Raw genomic sequence first — 22,726 nt, 5'->3', positions numbered from 1 at the left:
CCGGACTCATCCAGATGCGCTTTCCGCTTCCTGCCTGGTTACGCCCCGCCGCCAATTCGCAGGTCAGCGCACGCCTCGCGCAAGGGCAGTCGCCCTGGATGGATTGCGTGCACCTGCTGTGGTCGTCCTGGATCTTTGTGGTGCCGGTGTTTTCTTCGCGTGGCTACGATGCCACCTGGCTGCTGTGCACGCTGCTGTCGTATCCGGTGTTCCTGCTGCTGTACGCGCGCATGCTGCTTGCCCCGCGCGGCCAGTTGTATCGCTACGCCTTGGCCATGGGCGTGCTCAGCGCGGCCTTGCTGCCGGTGTATTCCTCCGGCATCAGCTATTTCGTGTTTGCCTGCCTGAGCCTGCGCGCCTCCACCCGGCACGCGTTGTGGCGGCACTTCGGCATGCTGGTGCTGATGAACCTGCTCTACCTGGGCTGGGCGCGCTGGCTGGGGCTGGGCTGGCAATCGCTGGTGTGGTTGCCGGTCTCGGTGCTGGGCATGGCGGCGGTCGGCGCGGTGTACAGCGTCAACGAGCGCAAGGACATGCTGCTGCGGCTGTCGCAGGATGAAGTGCGGCGGCTGGCCGCCACTGCCGAGCGCGAGCGCATTGGCCGCGATCTGCACGATCTGCTCGGGCACACCTTGTCGCTGGTGGCACTCAAGTCGGATCTGGCCGCGCGCCTGATCGAGCGTGATCCGCAGGCGGCGCGCAGCGAGATCGATGCGGTGGCGCAGATCTCGCGTGATGCGCTGGCGCAGGTGCGGCACGCGGTCACCGGCATCCGTGCGGCCGGGCTGGTGGCCGAACTGGCCTCGGCGCGGGTGTTGCTGGACCTGGACGGCATCGTGCTGGAGCAGCACCTGGAAACGCTGGCCTTGCCACCCGAACACGAGACCGCGCTCGCGCTGGTGGTGCGCGAGGCGGCGACCAATGTGCAGCGCCATGCGCAGGCCAAACGCGTGCGGGTCCGCCTGCAGGCACAGGACGCGCAGGCGGTGCTGGAAATCACCGACGACGGGCGCGGTGGCGTGATCGTGCCCGGCAACGGCCTGGACGGCATGCGTACGCGCCTGCAAGGCCTGGGCGGTGCACTGGATGTGGAAGCGCTGCCGCGTGGCATGCGCTTGCGTGCCAGCGTGCCGCTGCCGCGCCCCACGCTGGCGCCGGCCACTCCGCCGCCGCCGGTGCCGCTGATGCCACAGTCGCACTGACGGCGCATCGGTCGGTGCGCGTGTCGCATACACGCCAGGCGTGCGGCTGCTATCGTGCGCAGCCGTTGCATGCATGCGAGCGCGACCGATGATCCGTGTCCTGTTGGCCGAAGACCAAGCCTTGCTGCGCGGTGCGCTGGTGGCCTTGCTCGGCCTGGAAGACGACATCACGGTGGTCGGCAGCGCCGCCGATGGCGAAAGCGCCTGGCGCGAGCTGCAACGCCTGCAGCCGGACGTGCTGGTCACCGACATCGAGATGCCGGCGCTCACCGGACTGGAGCTGGCGCAGCGCATCCAGCGGCAGGCGTTGCCGGTGCGCGTGATCATCGTGACCACCTTTGCGCGCCCCGGATTCTTGCGCCGCGCCCTGGATGCCGGCGTGGCCGGCTACCTGCTCAAGGATGCACCGGCCGACCAACTGGTGAGCGCCTTGCGCACGGTGCAGTGCGGCGGGCGGGTGATCGACCCGCAACTGGCAATGGATGCCTGGGTGGAAGCCGACCCCTTGAGCGAGCGCGAGCGCACCGTATTGCGGCTGGCCGGCGAAGGCCGCTCGGCCAGCGAGATCGCACAACAGCTGCAGTTGTCGCACGGCACCGTGCGCAATTATTTGTCCGAATGCATCGGCAAACTGGGCGTGGCCAATCGCATCGAAGCGTATCGCCTGGCGCGGCAGAAAGGCTGGTTGTGAGCAAGTGATGCACTGATACGCGTGCACGGCATGCGCGATGTTCCGCGGTTACACGCGCGATGTAATGCGGTGACGTCTGTGGTGCAGAACGCGCATGGACACCTATTCCAAAATGCAGGGAAAGGCATGCCACGCGTGCGCAGGTACACTCGTTGATGGGTGATTAACGCGAGCGCATTGCATGAAACATCTGTGGCTGTTGGGTCTGCTATTGGCCTGCGCATTCAACGCATCTGCCGAGCAATTCAAGATTCTGGTGGCGGCCATTCCCAACCAGTATCACCACGACTACATTCCCGTCGCCAAGCCGCAGTTCGAAGCGATGGCGCGCAAGCATTACGTCGAACTGGTGTGGGCCTGGAATGCCAAGGCCTTCGATGGCGATCTGTCGCAGTACGCGGCGATCGTCTTGCTCAACACACCGGCCACCGATCTGGATCCCACCCAGCGCGCCAACTTTCAGAAGTACGTGCGTAACGGCGGCGGTGTGGTTGCCGTGCACAAGGCGTTTGCGATCAAGCGCGGCGACTGGGAGTGGTACGACCATTTGATCGGGCGGTCGTTCCGCACCCATCCCTACATGCAGACCGCCATGGTGGATGTGGTGGACGCCAATTTCCCGGCCACGGCCGGATTGCCCGCGCGCTGGGTGTGGACCGATGAGTGGTACGAATACGACCCGCCTTACAGCGATGAGTTAGTGACGCTGATGACGGTGGACGAATCCAGCTACGACCCCACGCTGATCTGGCCGGGCCAGGTCGCCAAGGGCATGGGCAAGCAGCACCCGGTGGCGTGGTACCACCACTTCGAAGGCGGCCGCGTCTTCGCCACGGCATTGGGCCATCTGGCCGAGGCCTACAACGACCCACGCTATCTGGAGCATCTGTACGGCGGGATTTACTGGGCCGCGACCGGCAAGGGCATCGACGCATCTGCGCCAGAGGCCAAGACAAAACGCCAGCGCTAGCCCCTCTCCCGTCGGGAGAGGGGTTGGGGAGAGGGTACGTGGCAAAGCCACTCCAGACGGCGGCGAACCCGATGCTTCGCCCATACCCGCATCCGCCCCTGCGGAGCACCTTCTCCCGAGGGGATAAGGGAGCCCCCATCCATCAACGCACCGAGCGCTCCCCGCGCGCCATGCTGGAAAACACGCCATCGCGGCGCACCCAGGCATGGAACAGCGCCGCGCTCAGATGCCCCAGCACGGTGGCGAACAACAGATACGCCAGCCAGCCATGCGCACTGCGCAGCCAGGCGTAGAGCGCCGGGTCATGCGGCGCGATCGGCGGTAACTGCGCGCCCGGCCACAACACGATCGGATACGCGCCGGCCGACAGCATTGCCCAACCGATCAGCGGCATGCCCAGCATCAACGCGTACAACAGCCAGTGCGAGGCGATGGCTGCCACCTTCTGCCAGGCCGGCAGATCGGAGGGCAGCGGCGGCGGGCGGTTGCGCAGGCGGTTGATCAACCGCAGCACGGCGAGAATCAAAATGGCGATGCCCAGCGGGCGATGCAGGTCGATCAACCACGGCCGCTGCGTCACCGAGGCCACCATGCCCACGCCGACGAACAGCATGGTCAGGATCATCGCGGCCATCAGCCAATGCAGCACGCGTGCGGGCAGATTGAAGTGGGTACGGCTGCTCATGGGTGGGCTCCCTGGCCGGTGGCGGCGCTGCCTTTGCCGTTGGCGATCTCGCGCTCGCGTCGATTGAACGATTGCGAATACACCGACGAGCGCGCCGCCAGGATCGGGTCGTTGGAGGCGGCAATGCCCTTGGGCAGGATCAGCGGGTCGTAGTTGAGATCGCGGCATGGGCCGCTGGCCTGCGGCTGCGCATGGTCGAGCGACAACGTGCCGGCCACGATCTGGCGGCGACTCGCCGGCCATGGCTGGGAGGGGTCATCCACCGGGTCGCCGGGCTCGGCGACGGTCAGCACCATGTCCCAGCGCAACGGCCCCTGCGCCAGGCGCGCATCCAGATCGGCGGCCAGAAAATCGCCATCGGCCTGCGCGCGTTGTTCCGCACTCAAGCCCTTGAACGGCGTGTGCGGGCGCATCGACCAGCGGATGTAGCGCTCGCGGCCATCGGCGGCCACCGCGCGGAACGCGTTGACGCCGTTGTATTGGGTATTGGCCCAGCTGTCCGACCACGGCGCGGTCTTGGCCCACTGCTGGAATTTTGCCGCCTCCGGGTACTGTTTGCCGAACGCCGCCAGCTTGGCTGGGTCGGGTTTGCCGGTGGCCGGATCGGGCTTGGAGGCGACGTTGAGCGCCTGAAACCCGGCCGGTGTGGCCACCACGAAGAACGGAAAGCTGTTCATGGCGGTGCGCCATTCCTGCCCGTCATCGCTGCGCAGTTGCAGCGCCATGCTGCGCACGCGCGCCGCACCGTCGGCGCCGTGCGGGTCGCCGCCGCCAATCGACATGCGCCCCAGCACCGGCGTGCTGGGCTGGCTGAAGATGCGTGCCGACGACAGCCAGGTGGCCTTGCCGCTGGACTGGAACTGCCCGCTCACGCACACGCCCTTGGTATGCGCGCGCCGGAAGCCCGGATGCGGCGGCCCGCTGGATTCGATGGTGTCGGTCATGCGCGCGGCAGTGAGCCGGTCGCCGCCAATCCAGCCGGCGGTCCAGGCGAACGCGATGGCGATGCCGCCGGCAATCGCTGCGATACCCAGCAAGGGCACCACAGGGCTGCGTGCGCGGTGTGGCGAGGGAGGTGGCAACGACATGGCTGGCTCCGGGTGATGCGAGAGGTGATGTGGCGGTCGCCCGGGTTGGCCGCGCGGTCGTCGCGGCAGAGGACGCCTGCGCCGCATCATCCGCAGGGCGCTGCTTGTAGCGTGTGATGTTGGCAACGCGCGGACAAGTGCCGGTGTGACCGGCGCTTGCAACGCATGCGCCTGCACTGCGTCCCGCACGTCTCAGCGCGGTATCCGACGATGCCGGGCGCGCGCCGCGCCGGCCGTGTGCCTCAGCCGCCGTAACGCTGCTGCAGCATCGCGAAGGCCGAGCGCAACGCCAGTGCTTCGCCGCCGGCGGGGCGGCCTGGGCGGTCGCTGTCGTTCCAGGCGTAGACGTCCAGATGCGCCCACGCCAGGCCCGGGGCGATAAAGCGTTCCAGATACAGCGCCGCGGTCACCGCGCCGGCCATGCGCGAGCCGGCGTTGGCCATGTCGGCAACATGGCTGTTGAGATACCGCAGGTACGGGCGCCACAAGGGCATGCGCCAGACCGGGTCGCGGGTGCGTTCGCCAGCGCCCAACCAGGCCTGCGCCACTGCTTCGTCGTTGGCGAACAGGGCCGGCAGGTCCGGGCCCAGCGCAATGCGCGCCGCGCCGGTGAGCGTGGCGAAATCCAGGATCAGGTCCGGGCGCTGCTCGCTGGCGTAGCTGAGCGCATCGCACAGCACCAGGCGGCCTTCGGCATCGGTGTTGTCCACTTCCACGCTCACGCCGGCGCGGGTGATGATCACTTCGCCAGGACGGAATGCATCCGGGCCCACGGCGTTTTCCACCGCCGGAATCAGCAACGTCAGCTGCACCGGCAGCTGCTGCGCCATCACCAGCCCGGCCAGCGCCAGTGCATGCGCGGCGCCGCCCATGTCTTTTTTCATGTTGCGCATGCCGTCGGCCGGTTTCAGGTCCAGCCCACCGGTGTCGAAGCACACGCCCTTGCCGACCAGCATCAGGTGCGGGTGTTCCGGCTTGCCCCAGCGCAGCACGATCAACCGCGGCGCCCGGTGCGAGGCACGGCCCACTGCATGGATGGTGGGGAAGTTCTGCGTCAGCAACTGCTCGCCGACAATCGCCTCGACCTGTGCGCCGTGCGTCTGCGCCAAGGCGCGTGCGGCGTCTTCCAGATGCTGCGGGCCCATGTCTTCGGTGGGTGTATTGACCCAGTCGCGCACCTGCAGGCAGGCCTCGATCAGCGCGCGGGTATGCGCAGACGGCGCGGCGGCCAGTTCGGCCGGCGCACGCGGCACCTTGCGGTAGCGTGCAAAACGGTAGGCCCCCAAGCCCCAGCCCAGCTGCAGCAGCGCCTGTTCGGCTTCGTTCAACGGCGTGGCCAGCATCCAGCGGCTGGCCGGCGGCAGCGCCATCGGCGCATGCGCATACGCATACGCGTCAGCGCGGTCACCAATGCCCAGCACCGCACCGGCCAGGCCCTGCTCACCGGGCAGCAGCAGCACGCTGCCGGGTGCGGCGTCGAAGCGTTGCGCCTGCGCCCATGCCAGCACCTGAGTGGGCTGGTCGGCACACCAGCTGGCAAACCCTTCGCGGTCGAGGACATGCAGCGGCAACGCCGCCGCGCTGGGGTCGGTGAAACCGGTGAAGTGGGACATGGGAATCCTCGAATGCGGCGCGGCACGCCGCGCAAAAGCTGCGGAAAGAAGACGCCGGTTTAGCCGGGCACGCACACGCCAGCGTGCGCCGCTGGTGTGTGGTGCACGTCCAGCCAATCGGCCAGGCCGGTCAGGCTGTCGAACTCCAGGTCCGGCTGCTGGGTGGGGTGCGACCACTGCGCCTGCTCGCGGTTGATCCAGCACGCGCGCAGGCCGGCATCGAGCGCGCCCAGCACATCCATGCGCACATGGTCGCCCACATGCAGCACCTGCGCGGCCGGCACCTGCAGGCGCGCGCACGCGGCCAGGAAGATGCTCGGGTCGGGTTTTGCGCTGCCGTGTTCGCGCGAGCCAAGCTGGAAGGCGAAATGGTGCATCAGGCCGATGCGTTCCAGATCGGCATTTCCGTTGCTGAGCGCAGCCACCGGCACGTGCGCGGCGATGCGCGCCAAGGCATCGAGCGCATCCGGATAGCATTCCACCTGATTGCGCGCGGCATAGAACACGTCATAGGCCGGTTCCAGCAGCGCCAGATCGCCGCCGCTGTCGCGCAAGGCCATCTCCAGCGTGAGCCTGCGCAGCGCGCTCAGGTCGTGATGCAGGTGCGGGTTGTCGGCAAAGCTGCGCTCACGCAACTCGCGCATTGCCTCCACCGGGAACCGCGCTGCGGTGACCGGGCTGTGCTCGCACATCCAGTCGTACAACACCTGATCGATGCGCGCACCGATCGGAGCGAAGGGCCACAACGTGTCGTCGAGGTCGATGGTGATGGCGCTGATTTGGAAACTCATCGCGAGATTGTAATGCCGGGAATGGGGAGTCGGGAATCGAGAATGGGTAGAGCGCAGCCACTGCTCTTGCGATTCCCGATTCCCAACTCCCGATTCCCGATTCCCGATTCCCGGCTACTCCAACAACCGCGCCCAGCGCTGCATGCCTTCCACCCGGCTGAGCACCATCTTGATGCACACCAGCAGCGGCACCGCCAGCAGCAGGCCAACCATGCCCCACAGCCAGCCAAACAGCATCAACGCCAGGATCAGCATCAGTGGCGAGATCGCCATGCGCCGGCCCAGCACGATCGGGGTGACCACCTGGCCTTCGATGGTATGCAGCGCCAGATACAGGATGGCCGGCAGCAGCGAAGACAACGTGGTGCGGAATTCCACAAAGCCCATCAGCAACATCAGCATCACGCCGATCAGCGGGCCCACGTATGGCGCGAAGTTCAGCAGCGCCACCACGGTGCCCCACAGCAGGGCTTCGGGCAGCGGAATCTTGAGTACGTACAAAATGCCGGCAAATACCAGACCCACCAGCATATTGATCACGCTGATGGTGAGCACATAGCGCGAGACCTCGCGCTCGATGTCCAGCATGATTTCGGTGGTGAAGCGTTGCTGCTGGCGATTGGGCAGCAAGGCGATCGCATGCCGTTGCAGGCTCTCGCCATACACCATGAAGAAGAACGTCAGCAGCACCACCGCCAGCACGGAGGCGGCGAGCTTGGGCGTGCGGGTCAGTGATTTGTACGGGTCATCCAGCTGCGTGCGCACGATCTGGATGCCGCGTGCGCCTTCGCCGCCGGCGGCGCGGGCAAAGTTTTCCGCGGCCTGATTGGCCTGCTGCACCGGCTTGGTGAAGTCGCGCACATCGCGGGCGATCTGGCGCATCTGCCGCGGTGCCTGCTGCACCCATTCGGCCGCCGGGCCCGCCAATTGCGCAGCCAGTGCCACGGTGCCGGCCAGGCCCAGGCACAGGATCATCAAGGCGCCGAGAAAGCGCGGGATATATAGCTTGCGCAGGCCGCGCAGGATGGGATTACCGATCAGCGCGAAAAACGCCGCCAGCATCACCGGCAGGATGATCGTTTGCGCGGCCCAGAGGGTGTAGCCCACTGCCAGCGTGGCCAACACCACCAACGAGGCGGGTGCACGCGGGCGTGGCGCCGGTGGTGGCGGAAGCGAGTCTGCCGGTTCGGCGGCATCCAGTGAGTCAACGGGGAAGTTCATGCGCGCCCTGGCAGCAGCCGGCGAGGTGCCGGCGGTGGGCCATTATCAGCAGAACGTGTCAACGCCGCGCACAGAACTGTGCGCGGGAATTCAATGCTCGGAGAGCTCTGTAGCGGCCTCGGCCGCACGTGGTGCGCCGCGCGGGTAGGTCGCCTGGGCTGGCGCCACGGTGGCCGTGGCCAGCGTGCGTTCGTCCACCGGCACCGGGCCCATGGCAGCACCTGCGCTGTTGTCGGCGGCAACTTCTTCGGCGTTGTCGGCAGCGCGTTCGGCCTGCTCGGAAGCTTCCTGCGCGCGGTGCGCGGTAAACAGCGCCGAGATGGTGCTGATCATCTGCAGGATCTTGGGGATGCCGCCCAACTTGCTGGCAATGCTGCCCAGTGCGGCCTGCGGTTCGTTGCGGCCGACGACAAAGCCCAGCCCGAAACCGGCGGCCAGAATCCGCACCGGTGACCAGCCACTGGTCCATGCCTGACGCAGCTCCGCCCAATGCTGGCGGGTTTCGTCACTGCGGCCTTCGACCAGCAGTTCGGCGCGTTCAACGCGATGACGCATGGCGCCGAATTTCATGGGCGGCCTCCGGTTGTGGACGATGGCGCTGCCGGCGAGGTCGGACTGGTCTCATCGTCATTGCCGTCATCGAAGATGCCCAGGCGCACCAGCTGTCGGCGCGTGGCATTCATGCCGGTGTGATCGAAGTAGAAGAACACCCGCCATGCGGCGAGGCCGGTGACCAGCAGGCTGGCCAGCGCGGTGAAGAACATCGCCTGAAACCACGACAACCCTGCACGCTGCAGCAGCGCGATGATGGCACCGGCCAGCAGCAACCAGGACGAGGCGCCGAACACCACCGCCACACATGCCCAGGCCAGGCCGCGGCCAAAGGCGCTGCGTGCCAGCTGCAGGTCGGCCGACACCAGCCGGCGCAAGGCGCGGCTGGTGTCTCTGGCCGATCCCAGCGTCGCCCGGCCGGCAGCACCGACCTGACGTACGCTTTCGTCCAATCCTGGCGTTTCCGGACGTGCGTCGTGCGCGTCCGGGCCGCCAGCAGTAGAGGCCTGATCGCTCACGACTTAGTTGTCGTTGCTACGGGCCAGCTTGGCGATGATCCAGCCAGCAGCAAATGCCACACCAAAGGCGGCCAGCGGACGCTCGCGGATCAGATCGGTGGCGCTGTCGAGCAGATCGTTGCCCTTGCTGACCAGCACGTCCATCTGTTCCTTGGCAGCGGCGCCGCCGAACTCGGCAGCAGCCATGCCGGCAAGCGCGGTGTCGGACAGTTCGGCCTTGACGTTGGCACGGCCCAGCTTGAGCTCATCGCCCGCGGCGCTGGTGGCACCCTTGACCGCTTCACCCGCTGCGCTGGCGGCGGACTTCAGATGGGTGCCGGCTTCGCTCAGGTTGTCCTTCAGCTGTTCGGTATTGGTGGGGCTCATGCGATATCTCCTACGGTCGTTGAGGGCAGCCGCGAAAGCGTGCGGTCGTGCGGTAGCAATAGCATCGGCAGGGTGTAGGGGGTGTTAGGGCAGGCGCTCGCCAGTGCACGCCGGATCAACGCATGAGCGCGTCGTACTGGGCGTTTCCGCGCAGGATGCGTAGCACCAGCTGTTGCGGCTTGCGCTGGAAATTGGCCCGCCAGCTGGCCAGGTCGGCGAACTCGCCGACGCTGCTGGCCACGATCACATCGCCGCTCACCAACCCGTTGGCAGCCGCGCGCCCGCCGCGTTTGACCTCGCTCACCATGACCCCGGTGACACCGGACTGGCGCAGCGATTCGGGCAGATCCACGAAGGTGGCGCCGCCCAGGCGCGGGTCGAGCATGTCGCCGGTGACTGCGCGGTCCTGTTCCTTCAAGGTGGCCTTGAGTTTGAGCGGCTTGCCGTCGCGGCGGATATCCAGCGTGACCGCACTGCCCACTGCCTGCAGGCCTTCGTAGTTGTGCAGCGCCTGCGCGCTGTCCACGCGTTGATCGTTGGCTGCCACGATCACATCACCGGGTTGCACGCCAGCCGCTGACGCCGCCGAACCCGGCAACACGCGCGTCACCAGCGCACCGCGCAGCGAATCCACGCCCAGGCCCTGCAGCATCTGCTGGGTCAGGTTCTGGGTTTCCAGGCCAAGCGTGCCGCGCACTACTACGCCCTTGGTCACCAATTGCTCGACCACGTTGCGCGCCAGGTTGGACGGGATCGCCAGGCCCAGGCCGATGTTGCCGGCCATGCTGCCTTGCGGATTGAAGCTGGCGGTATTGATGCCGACCAACTGGCCCTGCAGATTGACCAGCGCACCGCCGGAATTGCCGGGGTTGATCGACGCATCGGTCTGGATGAAGTTCTGGTAGCCCAGCCCACGGATGCCGCTGCGGCCCACCGCCGACACGATGCCCGAAGTGACCGTCTGGGTGAAGCCGAACGGGTTGCCGATCGCCACGACGAAATCGCCGACGCGCAAGGCATTGCTGTCGGCCAGTTTGATGTCGGTGAGGTTGTCGGCCTTGATGCGGATCAGCGCGATGTCGGTATCGGCATCGGAGCCAATGAAATCGGCCTTGACCGTGCGCCCGTCGCCGAGCGTCACCTGCACGTCGTCGGCGTTTTCGATGACGTGATGGTTGGTCAGCACATAGCCCTTTTGCGCATCGATGATCACCCCCGAGCCCAGCGACTCGTTGATGCGGTCCTGCGGGATTTCCGGAAACAGCCGGCGCAGGATTGGATCATTGAAGAACGGGTTGCGTACGCGCACCACCTGTTTGGTGTTGACGCTCACCACCGCCGGCATGGCCTGCTGCAGCATCGGCGCCAGTGAGGGCACCGGCTGCCCGGCGACCGCCGCCGGCAACGTGGCGGCGGTAGGCAGCGTAAATGCAGCACCCGCGGTGGGCGCGGCTTCGGCGCGGTTGTCCAGCCAGGCATTGATGCCGCTGGCAGCGAAACCGCCGAACGCGGCGGCCAGCGAGAGGGACAGCAGGGTGGGCAGCGGTCGCATGCAACGGATTCCGGGTTACGCGGTGGAAGAGGAATAGGGCGTCTGACTGCGTAAATCAAGCTGAACGAAGATGCCAGCGCGCGATTTAACCGCTGGTGAAAGTTGCGCGCAGGCCTTGTGGGCATTGCGTTGACAGCCGCTTGAGCCCGGCGTAGCGTCCGCTCGGACAGCCCCACATTCAGCAATACGGCGTGCCTGTGCGCACCGCCCCGGGTTTCCACACTGACGCCCCGAAGGAGGGCTTATGAGCAATGGCAATGGTGTGACGGCAACCCTGTCCGACGCCGTCGACAGCGTGAAAAGCACGGCCACCGAACTGGGGCAGAGCATCGCCAGCACCACCAGTGACGCGGTCGCCAGCGTGCAGGACGCCGCCGATGGCGCGGTGACGCAGGTCAAGCAGCGGGTCAGCAAGGCGCGCAAGGCCGTGGTCAAGGTCGAAAAACGCGTGGTCAAGAAAGCCGGCGCCGCCGCCAGCGCGGTGAAGCGCAGCGTGGCCAAGACCCGGCAGTCGATCGAGACCGGCACGGCGGCAGCCAAGCACAAGATCGAAACCACCGCGGCCACGGCCAACCGCAAGATCGCTGGCACCACCGCCACGGCGAAGAAGAAAATTGCCACTACCAAGGCCGCGGCCAAGCAGAAGATCGCCAGCACCAAGGCCACTACCAAGTTGAAGCTGGAAACCGCCAAGGCCAATGCCAAGGCCGAAGCGGCGGCACTGAGCACCAAGACCGCTGCCAGCAAGGCTGCGCGCAAGGCGGCGGTTGCCACGGCCGGCACCCGCTCGGCCGCCAAGAAGGCGCAGGTGAAGTCGGTAGCGGTGAAGAAGGCCATTGCCAAGAAGATCGCCAAGAAGGCACCCGCGGCCAAGCAGACCGCCACCCGCCAGGTGGCGGTGAAAAAGGCGCCACTGAAGAAAGCCGCCACCGCCAGCGCATCGCCGGCCAAGCGCGTGGTGGCCAAGAACAGCGTTGCGCGCAAGGCCGCAGTCAAGAAGGCCCTCCCGCGCGGCACGCGCTGAAAACCACGGGCCGGCGCTGCAGTAGCGCCGGCCTGTTTCATTGTCAGTGGCGGCGGTGACAGCGGCGCACCAATTGAACGGTGTGCAAGACGCTGCGCGCACATCGGCCGCGGAGCCTAGGTAAGCGCTACGTTTGGATGCGGCACGCCACTGCGTCTGCGCAGGCCGCCGTCGGCGTAAGCCGCCTTGCGCTGCGCAGCGCAGCCACGGCATCACTCACTGCAGGCCTTGCACAAACTGGTCGGCGCCTCTGCGGATGCCGGCCTTGGCGGCGTCGTATGCGCCCAGGCTGGCCTTGATGTTCAAGGCGCTTGGATATTGCTTCTCGACGTAGGCGGCCAGCAGGCGATTGCTCTGCGCATCGAAGATTTCCACCGCGTAGCTGACCGAGCCTGAGAACGCGCCTTCCTTGCCGCGTGCGGCCTGCACCGCGTTGTAGGAGCCGCCACCGATATCCAATTTCATGATGGTGCCGATCACCCGTTTGTTGGGCTTGGCGCCGGTGAGGGTGATGCGGATGCGCACGGTGTCGGCCAGGGGTGTGGTGGCGCGTTGCCAGCGCTGGGTGATGGCGCCGCTGAATTCCTGTTGCATGTACTCGGCCAGCATGCGCTTGTCCTGCTCGGGTACGTCTTCGAACTGCGCATCCGGTCCGCGATAGATGCTGACCGGCTCCACGATCGCGGCGCGGTAGCGGCTCCAGTTCGCATCGCCTTGATACGCGTAGGGCATGCGGTCGCCGCGGCTCCCGTCATGCGGACGCAGATAGCTGGACGAGGGCAACTGGATATACGGCAGTGGCCGTGTGCTGGCGCAGCTGCATAGCAGCAGGCCGACCGATGCCATTGCGCACCAGCGAACAACAGGAGAGCTCGACATACAGGGGTACCTGATTGGAAGGAGACAACGAATGGATCAGCAGCACCAGCGCGGCTGGCACGCGGATTCAATGCAGCAGCAACCGGCACGCAGCCATCACCAGCACACCAGTGGCCGCCAGGCACAACAGCCCGCACTGGCGGTGCTGCAGGCGACGCGCATCGCGCGCGCTGCGGATGTCTGGCAGCGCACTCCAGATGTCGCGATTGCAGATGCCGGTGCGGGCGCAGCGATACGGCGGTGCCGCGTGCATGTCGGTGGTGGCGGCCGGCGCACTATCGTTGGCGGCAACTGCGGGGACGTGCAGCACCAGCGGAGCGGGAGCGGGCGGGGTAGAACGGATGGAGTGGAACATGGGCGTGCATCCTGGATGCGAGCGGTTCCAGGCACTGTAGGCAGCACTGTTTGGGACGGTATTGGTGCGCGCGCCGAGGGCGCCGTGCGTGCTTGTGTGTTCAGCGCGCAGCGGGGCCGCTGGTGGTGCCAGCCGGGAACAGCACGCGGATGCACAGGCCACGTCCGTCGCCGCCTTCGCAGGTCTCAATACGCGCCTCGTGCAGCCGCGCAATGCCGGCCACCAGCGACAGCCCGATGCCACTGCCTTGCACCGCGTTGCCGGAAACACGGTAAAACCGCTCGAAAATCGCGGCGCGGGCGTCCTCCGGCACGCCGGGGCCATCGTCGCTGACCTGCACGAACGGATGCAGCTGATCTGCGCGCAGGCAATACCCGCAACTCACTTCCACCGTGCCGTGCAGGCGCCCGTAGCGGATGGCATTGTCGACCAGGTTGCGGATCAGGATGCCTACCGCGTCCACGTCGCAGCGCAGCACGCACGGTGCGGCTTCCACCTGCAGATTGATATGGCGTGCCTCGGCCTGCACGCTGAATTCGTCCAGCACATGCGTGATGAGTTCGGCCATTTCCACTTGGTGATACGCCGCCGAGCTGATGCCGGCATCCAGCCGGGCCAGATCCAGCAGTTGCTCGGCCAGGCGATTGCTGCGGCGTGCGGTTTCCAGCAGGCGTTGCAGCGCGGCGTCCTTGCTTTCCAGCGTGGTGGCGCGCAGGGCGACCTCGGCGTAGGCGTGCAGTGCGGAGAGTGGTGTGCGCAGCTCGTGTGCGGCGTCGGCAACGAAATCGCGTTCTGCTTGCACGGCCTTTTCCACGCGGGCCAGCAACGTATTGAACGATGTCACGAGTGGGTGGATTTCATCGGGCACCTGCTGCAAAGGCAGCGGCTCCATGTCCAGGCCCTTGCGTTGCGCGATGGCGTGCGAGATGGCGCGCAGCGGGCGCAGCGAGGTGCGCACCGCCAGCCACATCAGCAGGCCCAGGAGCGCCAGCTGGCTGGTATTGAGCACGATCGCGGTGAGCGTGCGTTCCAGTTCGGCGCGGGGCGATTCGGCATCGGCGGCAGCTTGGTCGTGGGCGCGGGCATTGCGCCTGGCGCGCAGATGCGCTGCATCGACAGTGGCGATCTGGCGTTCGATCGGGTCCGGCAGCGCCGCCAGTAGCTGCGCACCGAAATGGGTGAGTTCGTGTTCGAGTGCGCTGTCTTTGCCATGGAACATCAGCGCCACGATGATCCAGATCGAGGCTGCCCAGCTCAGCACCACGATCGCCCCCCAGCGTCGCCAGCATGCGCGCCTGCAGGGATCTCATTCGGGCGCCTGGCCGATCATGTAGCCCTGGCCATAGATGGTGCTGATGGCCTCGTCGCCGAGCTTGCGCCGCAGCTGGTGCACGTAGACCGCGATCATGTTGCTGCCGCCTTCCGACGGGCCGCCATACACGCCTTCTTCGAGCTGGTCCTTGGTGACCACGCGGCCGGCGCGTTCCATCAAGGCCAGCAGCAGGCGGTATTCGTGCGCGCTCAATGCGACCCACTTGCCGTTGCGGGTGACCTTGCGGCTGCTCGGGTCCACCGACACTTCGCCCTGGGTGAGCAACGGCACCACGCGGCCCTGGCTGCGCCGGGCGATAGCGCGCACGCGTGCCATCAGTTCATCGAACTGGAACGGCTTGACCAGGTAGTCGTCTGCGCCGGCATCCAGGCCGCGGATGCGGTCGGTGAGCTGGCCGCGCGCCGTCAGCGCGATCACCGGGGTAGGGTCGTAATGGCCACGCATGTAGCGGATCACCGTGAGCCCGGAATCGCCGGGCAGGCCGATGTCCAGCAACACCGCGGTGTAGTGGTGTTCCACCAGCGCGGTCCTGGCCGCAGCGGCGGTGCCGACATGGTCGATGGTCCAGGACTGCTGGCGGACGCCGTCGCAGATGGCGTCGGCAAGCATGGTGTCGTCTTCAACAAGGAGCAGGTGCATGGTGGGTCCGCCGGGCACTGGGGCCAGTCCGATCTCCGCAGCACTGTCGGTTGTGGTCGTTAGGCAAATATTAGTGCATCGCCACCGCGGGCGACCCGGGCAGCCGACCAGGGGCGGCCCGGCCAGTGGTATCGACGTGCGCAGTAACGGGCTCAGCCGCGAGGGAGAGCGCCTGGGCTGCCTATACTCGCGGCGATCGCGGCCGTGTCCGAGCCTGGCTCGCACCGACGCGGCATCCCGCTGATTTCACGAGGAGTGGTTGCATGGACCTTCTTCCTGCTGCGTGGTTGCTGGGTGTGGTGGCCGGGCTGCGCGCGATGCTGGCGCCCGCCCTGCTCAGTTGGGCCGCGGCCCTGGGCCACGTGCACCTGGCCGGGACGCCGCTGGGCTGGCTGGGCTGGCGCTACACCCCCTGGATCGTCTCGTTGCTGGCGCTGGGTGAGCTGATCACCGACCAACTGCCCAACACGCCCAGCCGCAAGGTGCCGGTGCAGTTCCTGACCCGGCTGCTGAGCGGTGCGCTGTGCGGCGGGGCGATTGGCCTGCAGGCGGGGCAGTGGGTGCTCGGCGCAGCGGCTGGTGTGGTCGGTGCGGTGCTGGGCACCTATGGCGGCGCTGCCGCACGTGCCGCCGTGGCACAGCGGCTGGGGCGCGACCGTCCCGCCGGGCTGCTCGAAGACGCTGTCGCGCTGCTGCTGGGCGGTGTGGCCCTGGTGCTGCTGCCATGACCGCCACGCGCTACGACGCCATCGTGGTGGGCGCGGGCCAGGCCGGCCGTCGCTGGCGGTGCGCCTGGCCGAACGTGGCCAGCGGGTGGCGGTGATCGAGCGGCACCTGGTGGGCGGCACCTGCGTCAATACCGGCTGCATGCCGACCAAGACCCTGGTGGCAAGCGCGCGCGTGGCGCACCTGGCCCGGCGCGCGGGGGACTATGGCGTGCGCATTGCCGGCCCGGTGGAGGTCGACCTGCCGCAGGTGATGGCGCGTGCGCACGCGATCAGCGATGCGGCGCGCACCGGCGTGGAGCAGTGGCTGGCGCAGACGCCGGGTGTGCAGCTGATCCGTGGCCATGCCCGCTTTGTCGCGCCGGATCGGCTGCGCGTGGGCGCGCAAGAACTCAGTGCACCGCGCATCTTCCTCAACGTGGGCGGACGCGCACGCACCCCGGAGCTGCCTGGGCTTGATCAGATCAGTCCGTTGAACAACACCTCGATCCTGCAGCTGCGCACGTTGCCGCAGCATCTGGTGGTGATCGGCGGCAGCTACATCGGCCTGGAATTTGCGCAGATCTTTCGCCGCCTGGGGGCGCCGGTCACGGTGGTGGAGCAGCACGCGCACCTGATCGGGCGCGAGGATGCCGACATCTCCGAGGCCATCGCCCAGATGTTGCAAGACGAGGGCATCGCGGTGCGCACCGACGCGCGCTGCATCGCCTTCGCGGCGCATGCCGACGGTGCGGCCGTGCAACTGGAGTGCGCGCAGGGCGCGCCGCAGATCGTGGCCAGCCACGTGCTGCTGGCCCTCGGGCGGCAGCCCAACACCGACGATCTGGGCCTGGAGGCCGCCGGCATCGCCACCGATGCGCAAGGCTATGTGCAGGTCGACATGCAACTGGCCACCAATGTGCCCGGCGTGTGGGCGATGGGCGACTGCAACGGCCGCGGCGCGTTCACGCACACCGCCTACAACGATTACGAGATCCTGGCCGCCAATCTGCTCGACGGCGCCGAGCGCCGGCTCAGCCAGCGGGTGCCGGCCTATGCGCTGTTCACCGACCCGCCATTGGGCCGGGTGGGCATGAGCGAAACCCAGGCGCGTGCCAGCGGGCGGCCGTTGCTGGTGGCGCAGCGCCCGATGCAGCAGGTGGGGCGTGCGCGCGAGAACGGGGAAACCATCGGCATGATGAAACTGGTGGCCGATGCGCAGACCCGGCGCGTGCTGGGCGCCGCAATTCTGGGTCTGCGCGGCGATGAAGCCATCCACGGCATCGTCGACCTGATCAACGCCGACCAGCCGATCGACACCCTGGAATGGGCGGTGCCGATCCACCCAAAAGTCTCCGAGCTCTGGCCGACCCTGGCGCGCGCCCTGGCCCCTGCGCATTAACGCGACGACGCGCACTGCTGGGTGCCGCGTGTGGCCGCGTACGCGCGCTCAGCGCTGCAGGATGGCGCGCAAGGCCGCGTCCAGGCGCACGTACTGGAACTGAAAACCCGCATCGAGCGCGCGTTGCGGCAGCACGCGCTGGCTGACCAGCAGCAGATCGGCCATTTCGCCAAAGCCCAGTCGCAACACACCGGCCGGCAACGCCAGCAGCGCGGGGCGGTGCAGCGTGCTTGCCAGCGTGCGCGCGAATTCTGCGTTGGTCACCGGCGTCGGTGCCGTGGCGTTGTAGGCACCGGCCTGGCCGTGCTCCAGCAGCCACTGCAGCAGGCCCACCATATCGGCGCGATGGATCCAGCTCATCCAGTGCCGCCCATTGCCGAACGGCCCGCCGCCACCCAGCCGGAACGCCGGCAGCATGCGCGCCAGCGCGCCGCCATCGCGGTCCAGGACAATGCCGGTGCGCACGCAGCTCACGCGTGGGCCCAGCGCGGCAATCGCCATGGCCGCGGCTTCCCAGTCGCGGCAGAGCGCTGCAGAAAAGTCATCGCCCGGCCCATCGGCCTCGGTCAGTACCGCGTCGCCGCGTTCGCCGTAATAGCCCACCGCCGAGCCGGACACCAGCACGTGCGGGCGTTGTTCGGCCGGCTGCTGGGCGATCCAGGTGTGTAGCTGCTCGGTGGTGCCGATCCGCGATGCACGAAAGCGCTGCTTGCGCGCGTCGGTCCAGCGCCCGGCGGCCAGCGGTTCGCCGGCCAGGTTGATCACCGCATCGGCGCGCAAGCTGTTGCTGAGCGTGGCGACCGTGGTCACGCCGGGGAGTGTGCGCGCCGCGCGCGTCGGGTCGCGGGTCAGCACGCTGACCTGGTGGCCGGCCTCCAGCAGCGCCGGACACAGTGCCTGGCCGATGAAACCGGTGCCGCCAGTGATGAGCAGATGCATTGCCAGGCTCCAGTGCGCCGTATCGATGCCGCACCATAGGCGATGGCGGGCGCGAGTGGAGTGAAGCCGTGCGGGGGCGTGTTTGTGACTGCGGCTGCGCGCTGCACGAGAAACGCTGCACGCCTGAAACGCAAACGCGCCGGACAAGCCGGCGCGTCGTGATGCAGGTACCGCCTGGCGCGTCAGCGCGAAGACGACACCGAATGCGCCCGCTCGAAATGCGCCGAAACCACGCGGCGGGTTTCTTCCAGGTGCGCCTTGACCGGGTCGGTCTCCGCGGCCGGGATCAGCTCCGCATCCAGGATCTTGATGGTGTCGGCGTGGTCGGTGACCATCGTGCGCATGAAGGCGTTGCGGTACGCGTCCTTGCCGTCCGGCAGGGTGAGCGTCTTTTCCAGTGCGTCTACCGCGGCCTTGCCTTTGGCGCGCATTGCATCGGCGCGCGGCGAATCGGTTGCGCCCAGGGCCTTGGTCTTTTCCAGATTGGCCTCGTGGTCGTGCAGCATCTGCTTGGCGAATTCGTCGTTGGCGCCGCCCAGATCCTGTGCGATGGCCTGCTTGGCCAATGCGATTTCGTTCTCGTCGATCGCCGCAAGCACGCCCAGCGCGCCGCCGTCGCCCTTGGCCAACTCGGTTGCGCCAGTGCCGCTCACCGGGGCAGCCGTGGGTTCGGGCGAAACGGCCGGCGCGGTCCGCGAGGCGTCGCCACCGGGGCGATCACAGGCGCTGAGGGAGAGCATGGCCAACAACGAAGCAGCAATAAGCGTGAGTTTCATGAAAGTCCTGGAAGCGGGGGAATGGCGGCGGCCGTCGATGGGCCTATAAGAGCGGCTGCCCAGTAGTTTTGATAGCTGCTCTAAATGCAAAGGAGCCGCTGAGCGGCTCCGGTGTCGCATGGATCAGGCCCACTGCGGCTGGGCGACGGGTTGCATGCCCAGAGGTCGTACAGGTGCACGTGCTGCAGCCTGCCCGGTCCGGCACATCCGCGCCATGTGCGCGGTGCGCTCACGGATCAGCGCGTGTTCGCTTGCCGGTGCACTGCCCAACAAACTGGCTACATGGAAGCCAAGGATTTCCTCCGCGCGGTCGCCCTGGTCGCTGATGATGTGCGGCACCAGCCGCTCCAGTCGTTCCAGCTCCTGCTGCACTTGATACGGGGTTTTCATGACGATCTCCATTGGATTACAGGTCTTGCTCAACGATTGCGATCAACTTGTGCGATTGCCCAGACGCTGCCAGCAGTCAGTGGCCAACTGTTCGTAGTTCGACTGCGTGCTCGACGAAATGAAGTGATGTTCCAGACGGTCGCGAAACAGCCTCAAACGTTCCTGGTCGCTGGAACGCGGTGCCTGCAGATAGATGTCGCAGGCCATCTTCACAACCGGCGACAATTCGCTGAACTTGCCGGCGCCGAGATTGCCTTGGGCATGCCGCGCCTGCCAATGCGCGATTTCGGCTTGTACATCGATGACGGAGGGATCTCTGCTCATGACTTGCATGTTCCGGGTTAAACAAACTTGACGCGCAGAGTAACTGCAGGTATGTCAACAAATGATCATCGAACGCGACAATTCAGCGCGGCGTTTGCCAGGGTTTGCTTAATTAGTCAGCTTTTTGCGTCGCGCCTGCACAGCGTGCCAACGCAACTCACCTGCGAACACCTTGCGTGCACATGTGCCGCACCACCCACCAGGCACTGCGGAGTTTCGGTGTCGATTGCAGCCACGTTACGGGGCATCGATGAACTGCGCACTGCGCACGGTAAAGCAACAGCGTCGCGTTGCCTGCATTGATTGCGCGAAATAGCGCGCGCACTGCGTCATTTCACGGAAGATTCTGAACCGCTCCACACCTGTGTAACGTCTGATCGTTAAGGTGGACGCTTGGAGCGATGGAGAGAGCACTCAGGATGCAGGACAGCAATAACCGCAGTTCAAAGCCGCATCACGCAAGCGGCACCCCCGAAGCACGCGTCTGGTGGCACGCCCTGTTGGAGCTACGTGGCGGCCGCATGTTGGTCAGCCTGGTCGTTGTCCTGCTGATCGTGTTCGGGTTCTACCTGCTGCTGAAGTAGCAGACAGGGCGCGGTAGACAGCGGGGCATGGCATGCGATGCGTGCATCACGCCAGTGACAACCTGCCACGAGGGGAATGCCATGCAACACACGCACTACCGGCAGGTGCTGGGGCACACGCTGCGCGACGTATCTCGCGATGGTCACGAGCGTGCCACCCATGCCTGGGTGTGCGCCGAAGTGGCGCGCCTACTGGGCGTGCGCAACGTGCACGCAGAGAGCAATGAGCGCGTTCAGAAGGATGGCCGCGAGCAGCCATCTACGCTGCATATCCCCGACGAAACCCTGACCATTGCACAAGCACGCACGCTGGGCATCCAGGACACGCGTGACGTATTGGGCGGCGTGGTGCCTTACGCCTTTCTGGCCACCAAGGTCATCAGCCATCCGTTGATTACCGAGGCGGCGCAGCGTGTGGACGGTTGGAATCAGGCCCTGGCCACGGCATTGATGCCCGCCACGTTGCCGGGGTACACGGTGTTCTCGCGTGCAGATGCCACGCAGGCAGCAGCGGCGTTGCGTGCAGGCGGTGGCGTGCGATTGAAACTTCCCACCGGTGTGGGTGGCAATGGCCAGTGGCGGATCGACGATGCCGCGCAGCTGGATGCCGCATTGGACGCCTTGCCGCCTGCGTATCTCGCCACCCATGGCGCGGTGCTGGAGCGCAACGTGGTGCAGCCGCACACCCATAGCGTGGGCGAGCTGTGCATCGGCGGCATCCGGATTGCCTACTACGGCACCCAGTGCAGCGTGCGCGATGGCAATGGTGCAGAGGTGTATGGCGGTTCCAGCTTGCGCGTCTACCGCGGCTCGCTCGAAGCGCTTGCCGCCAGCGCGTTGCCGCCGCTTGAAAAACAGGTGGTCGCGCAGGCCTGCATGTACGATCGATTCATCACTGCCGCGTATCCTGCATTACAGATCTCGCGTCGCAATTACGATGTGGTGAGTGGACAGGACGCGCAGGCCGGCCCGGTCTGTGGGGTGCTGGAGCAATCCTGGCGCGTCGGCGGTGCCACGCCGGCAGAGCTCGCTGCCATTGCCAGCTTTCAGCAGGACCCGGCGCTGCAGTGGGTGACCGCCTCCACGCATGAACTGTATGAGGGCGATGCGCCGGACGACGCACAGATCTACTACCGCGCGCAGCGGCCCGGGCCCGGGCCGCGCATCAAATACCGGAGGGTGTCCACGGACTGATGGAAGCCAAACTATCCAGCATCGAAATCCCCGTTGGCCAAGATGAACTCAGCGGCACCTTGCTCACGCCGACCGGCATGCCGGGCGTGTTGTTCGTGCACGGGTGGGGTGGCAGCCAGCATCACAGCCTGGTGCGCGCGCGCGAAGCCGTGGGCCTGGGCTGCATCTGCATGACCTTCGATCTACGCGGCCATGAAGGCTATGCCTCGATGCGCCAGAGCGTGACGCGTGCGCAGAACCTGGACGATATCAAGGCCGCCTACGATCAGCTGGCAAGCCTGCCGTATGTGGATGCGCATTCGATTGCGGTGGTGGGCTTGAGCTATGGGGGGTATCTCTCGGCCTTGCTGACGCGCGAGCGCCCGGTGGAATGGCTGGCGCTGCGCTCGCCTGCGCTCTACAAGGATGCGCATTGGGATCAGCCGAAAGTGAGCCTGAATGCCGACCCGGACTTGATGGATTATCGCCGGCGTGCGCTGGCGCCCAGCGACAATCTGGCGCTTGCCGCGTGCGCGCAATACAAGGGCGACGTGTTGCTGGTGGAGGCCGAGAACGATGTGATCGTGCCGCATCCAGTGATGCGCAACTATGCAACTGCCTTCACCAATGCGCGCTCGCTGACCTCGCGTGTCATTGCCGGTGCCGATCATGCGTTGAGCGTGAAAGAGCATCAGCAGGAATACACCCGTGCATTGATCGATTGGCTGACCGAGATGGTGGTGGGGCGTCGCATCGCATTGGCCAAGGAAGTGGTGGCCGCACGCAAGCAGTTGCTCAAGGAACAGCAGGGCGACGCGGTGTCGTTGCCGGGGCAGGGTTCGCGCGAATTTCGTGGCGACATCCGTGCGGTGGAAAAGACGTCGGGATAGGTGCACTTGCCGAGGCGGTTCAAAACACGCGCTTGGCCACGCAGCAAGACAGTCTCGCAAGACGT

23 protein-coding genes and 3 pseudogenes are annotated in these 22,726 nt (G+C 66.6%); 9 read left to right on the top strand and 17 right to left on the bottom strand.

What is annotated here, in order from left to right; genetic code table 11:
* Window positions 1–14: 14 nt before the first annotated feature.
* From ACCQ09_RS20200 to ACCQ09_RS20190, 3 genes are all read left to right on the top strand, one after another.
* On the top strand, window positions 15–1,202 hold the full coding sequence (locus tag ACCQ09_RS20200; RefSeq protein WP_040942004.1) for a sensor histidine kinase: 1,188 nt from the start codon (window positions 15–17) through the stop codon (window positions 1,200–1,202).
* Between the two features lie 88 nt (window positions 1,203–1,290).
* On the top strand, window positions 1,291–1,893 hold the full coding sequence (locus ACCQ09_RS20195; RefSeq protein ID WP_040942003.1) for a response regulator transcription factor: 603 nt from the start codon (window positions 1,291–1,293) through the stop codon (window positions 1,891–1,893).
* A 181-nt stretch (window positions 1,894–2,074) separates the two neighbouring features.
* Complete coding sequence (locus ACCQ09_RS20190) at window positions 2,075–2,863, top strand: ThuA domain-containing protein (RefSeq protein ID WP_040942002.1); 789 nt, start codon at window positions 2,075–2,077, stop codon at window positions 2,861–2,863.
* A 142-nt stretch (window positions 2,864–3,005) separates the two neighbouring features.
* Here the strand turns inward: ACCQ09_RS20190 and ACCQ09_RS20185 are convergent, their stop codons facing one another.
* The 9 genes and pseudogenes from ACCQ09_RS20185 to ACCQ09_RS20145 form a co-directional block, all read right to left on the bottom strand.
* Window positions 3,006–3,548: a cytochrome b gene (locus ACCQ09_RS20185; RefSeq protein ID WP_040942001.1), complete on the bottom strand. Its 543-nt coding sequence runs from the start codon at window positions 3,546–3,548 to the stop codon at window positions 3,006–3,008.
* On the bottom strand, window positions 3,545–4,636 hold the full coding sequence (locus tag ACCQ09_RS20180) for a catalase family peroxidase (RefSeq protein WP_040942000.1): 1,092 nt from the start codon (window positions 4,634–4,636) through the stop codon (window positions 3,545–3,547). The genes ACCQ09_RS20185 and ACCQ09_RS20180 overlap by 4 nt, the downstream gene beginning before the upstream one ends.
* Window positions 4,637–4,878: 242 nt before the next feature.
* Window positions 4,879–6,249, bottom strand: a complete 1,371-nt coding sequence (locus ACCQ09_RS20175) for a leucyl aminopeptidase family protein (protein ID WP_012439489.1) — start codon at window positions 6,247–6,249, stop codon at window positions 4,879–4,881.
* Between the two features lie 59 nt (window positions 6,250–6,308).
* On the bottom strand, window positions 6,309–7,040 hold the full coding sequence (locus tag ACCQ09_RS20170; protein WP_040941999.1) for an HAD family hydrolase: 732 nt from the start codon (window positions 7,038–7,040) through the stop codon (window positions 6,309–6,311).
* A gap of 114 nt (window positions 7,041–7,154) precedes the next feature.
* Complete coding sequence (locus ACCQ09_RS20165) at window positions 7,155–8,261, bottom strand: AI-2E family transporter (RefSeq protein WP_011038977.1); 1,107 nt, start codon at window positions 8,259–8,261, stop codon at window positions 7,155–7,157.
* 192 nt (window positions 8,262–8,453) lie between these two features.
* A pseudogene (locus ACCQ09_RS20160) lies at window positions 8,454–8,831 on the bottom strand (hypothetical protein); the annotation flags it as partial.
* Window positions 8,828–9,331: a phage holin family protein gene (locus tag ACCQ09_RS20155; protein WP_040941997.1), complete on the bottom strand. Its 504-nt coding sequence runs from the start codon at window positions 9,329–9,331 to the stop codon at window positions 8,828–8,830. The gene ACCQ09_RS20155 and the pseudogene ACCQ09_RS20160, both read right to left, overlap by 4 nt.
* Before the next feature lie 3 nt (window positions 9,332–9,334).
* A complete protein-coding gene (locus ACCQ09_RS20150; RefSeq protein ID WP_011038974.1) occupies window positions 9,335–9,697 on the bottom strand; it encodes a hypothetical protein in 363 nt (120 codons plus the stop codon).
* Between the two features lie 115 nt (window positions 9,698–9,812).
* Window positions 9,813–11,249 carry a Do family serine endopeptidase gene (locus ACCQ09_RS20145; RefSeq protein WP_225043344.1) on the bottom strand — a complete coding sequence of 479 codons (1,437 nt, stop codon included), beginning with the start codon at window positions 11,247–11,249 and terminating at the stop codon, window positions 9,813–9,815.
* A gap of 244 nt (window positions 11,250–11,493) precedes the next feature.
* Between ACCQ09_RS20145 and ACCQ09_RS20140 the strand changes: the two genes are divergently transcribed.
* Window positions 11,494–12,273 (top strand): histidine biosynthesis protein HisIE, encoded by a 780-nt coding sequence (locus tag ACCQ09_RS20140; protein ID WP_228428216.1) that lies wholly within the window; start codon window positions 11,494–11,496, stop codon window positions 12,271–12,273.
* A gap of 216 nt (window positions 12,274–12,489) precedes the next feature.
* Here ACCQ09_RS20140 and ACCQ09_RS20135 read toward each other — a convergent pair whose 3' ends face one another.
* The 4 genes and pseudogenes from ACCQ09_RS20135 to ACCQ09_RS20120 form a co-directional block, all read right to left on the bottom strand.
* Window positions 12,490–13,152, bottom strand: coding sequence for a DUF3313 domain-containing protein (locus ACCQ09_RS20135; RefSeq protein WP_040941994.1), 663 nt, complete (start codon window positions 13,150–13,152; stop codon window positions 12,490–12,492).
* Window positions 13,153–13,219: 67 nt separating this feature from the next.
* Window positions 13,220–13,507, bottom strand: coding sequence for a hypothetical protein (locus ACCQ09_RS20130; RefSeq protein ID WP_040941993.1), 288 nt, complete (start codon window positions 13,505–13,507; stop codon window positions 13,220–13,222).
* A 100-nt stretch (window positions 13,508–13,607) separates the two neighbouring features.
* Window positions 13,608–14,817 (bottom strand): annotated as a pseudogene (locus tag ACCQ09_RS20125) (sensor histidine kinase).
* Window positions 14,814–15,479 carry a response regulator transcription factor gene (locus ACCQ09_RS20120; RefSeq protein ID WP_040941992.1) on the bottom strand — a complete coding sequence of 222 codons (666 nt, stop codon included), beginning with the start codon at window positions 15,477–15,479 and terminating at the stop codon, window positions 14,814–14,816. Before ACCQ09_RS20120 ends, ACCQ09_RS20125 begins: the two are co-directional and overlap by 4 nt.
* Window positions 15,480–15,742: 263 nt before the next feature.
* Between ACCQ09_RS20120 and ACCQ09_RS20115 the strand changes: the two genes are divergently transcribed.
* Together ACCQ09_RS20115 and ACCQ09_RS20110 are read left to right on the top strand one after the other, a co-directional pair.
* Window positions 15,743–16,207, top strand: coding sequence for a DUF4126 family protein (locus tag ACCQ09_RS20115; RefSeq protein ID WP_016944608.1), 465 nt, complete (start codon window positions 15,743–15,745; stop codon window positions 16,205–16,207).
* A pseudogene (locus ACCQ09_RS20110) lies at window positions 16,204–17,585 on the top strand (FAD-containing oxidoreductase). The gene ACCQ09_RS20115 and the pseudogene ACCQ09_RS20110 overlap by 4 nt, the downstream one beginning before the upstream one ends.
* A 48-nt stretch (window positions 17,586–17,633) precedes the next feature.
* Here the strand turns inward: ACCQ09_RS20110 and ACCQ09_RS20105 are convergent.
* The 4 genes from ACCQ09_RS20105 to ACCQ09_RS20090 all read right to left on the bottom strand — a co-directional run bounded on the left by ACCQ09_RS20105 (window position 17,634) and on the right by ACCQ09_RS20090 (window position 20,014).
* Entirely contained in the window at window positions 17,634–18,524 is an 891-nt protein-coding gene (locus ACCQ09_RS20105; RefSeq protein ID WP_040941991.1) for a TIGR01777 family oxidoreductase, read from the bottom strand.
* 182 nt (window positions 18,525–18,706) lie between these two features.
* Window positions 18,707–19,300, bottom strand: a complete 594-nt coding sequence (locus ACCQ09_RS20100) for a DUF4142 domain-containing protein (RefSeq protein WP_011038964.1) — start codon at window positions 19,298–19,300, stop codon at window positions 18,707–18,709.
* A 123-nt stretch (window positions 19,301–19,423) separates the two neighbouring features.
* Window positions 19,424–19,690: a hypothetical protein gene (locus ACCQ09_RS20095; RefSeq protein WP_029217015.1), complete on the bottom strand. Its 267-nt coding sequence runs from the start codon at window positions 19,688–19,690 to the stop codon at window positions 19,424–19,426.
* 42 nt (window positions 19,691–19,732) lie between these two features.
* Window positions 19,733–20,014 (bottom strand): hypothetical protein, encoded by a 282-nt coding sequence (locus ACCQ09_RS20090; RefSeq protein WP_014506262.1) that lies wholly within the window; start codon window positions 20,012–20,014, stop codon window positions 19,733–19,735.
* Window positions 20,015–20,433: 419 nt separating this feature from the next.
* Here ACCQ09_RS20090 and ACCQ09_RS20085 point away from each other — a divergent pair, with 419 nt between their 5' ends.
* The 3 genes from ACCQ09_RS20085 (at window position 20,434) to ACCQ09_RS20075 (ending at window position 22,661) form a co-directional block, all read left to right on the top strand.
* A complete protein-coding gene (locus tag ACCQ09_RS20085; protein ID WP_014506264.1) occupies window positions 20,434–20,598 on the top strand; it encodes a hypothetical protein in 165 nt (54 codons plus the stop codon).
* A gap of 81 nt (window positions 20,599–20,679) precedes the next feature.
* Window positions 20,680–21,792 carry a DUF3182 family protein gene (locus tag ACCQ09_RS20080; protein WP_228428214.1) on the top strand — a complete coding sequence of 371 codons (1,113 nt, stop codon included), beginning with the start codon at window positions 20,680–20,682 and terminating at the stop codon, window positions 21,790–21,792.
* On the top strand, window positions 21,792–22,661 hold the full coding sequence (locus ACCQ09_RS20075; RefSeq protein WP_019238059.1) for an alpha/beta hydrolase family protein: 870 nt from the start codon (window positions 21,792–21,794) through the stop codon (window positions 22,659–22,661). The genes ACCQ09_RS20080 and ACCQ09_RS20075 overlap by 1 nt, the downstream gene beginning before the upstream one ends.
* Window positions 22,662–22,726: the final 65 nt, after the last annotated feature.

This window comes from Xanthomonas sp. NCPPB 2586 (genome assembly GCF_041475775.2).
GTDB classification, from domain to species: domain Bacteria; phylum Pseudomonadota; class Gammaproteobacteria; order Xanthomonadales; family Xanthomonadaceae; genus Xanthomonas; species Xanthomonas campestris.
This window is presented reverse-complemented; position numbering and strand designations above follow the sequence as displayed.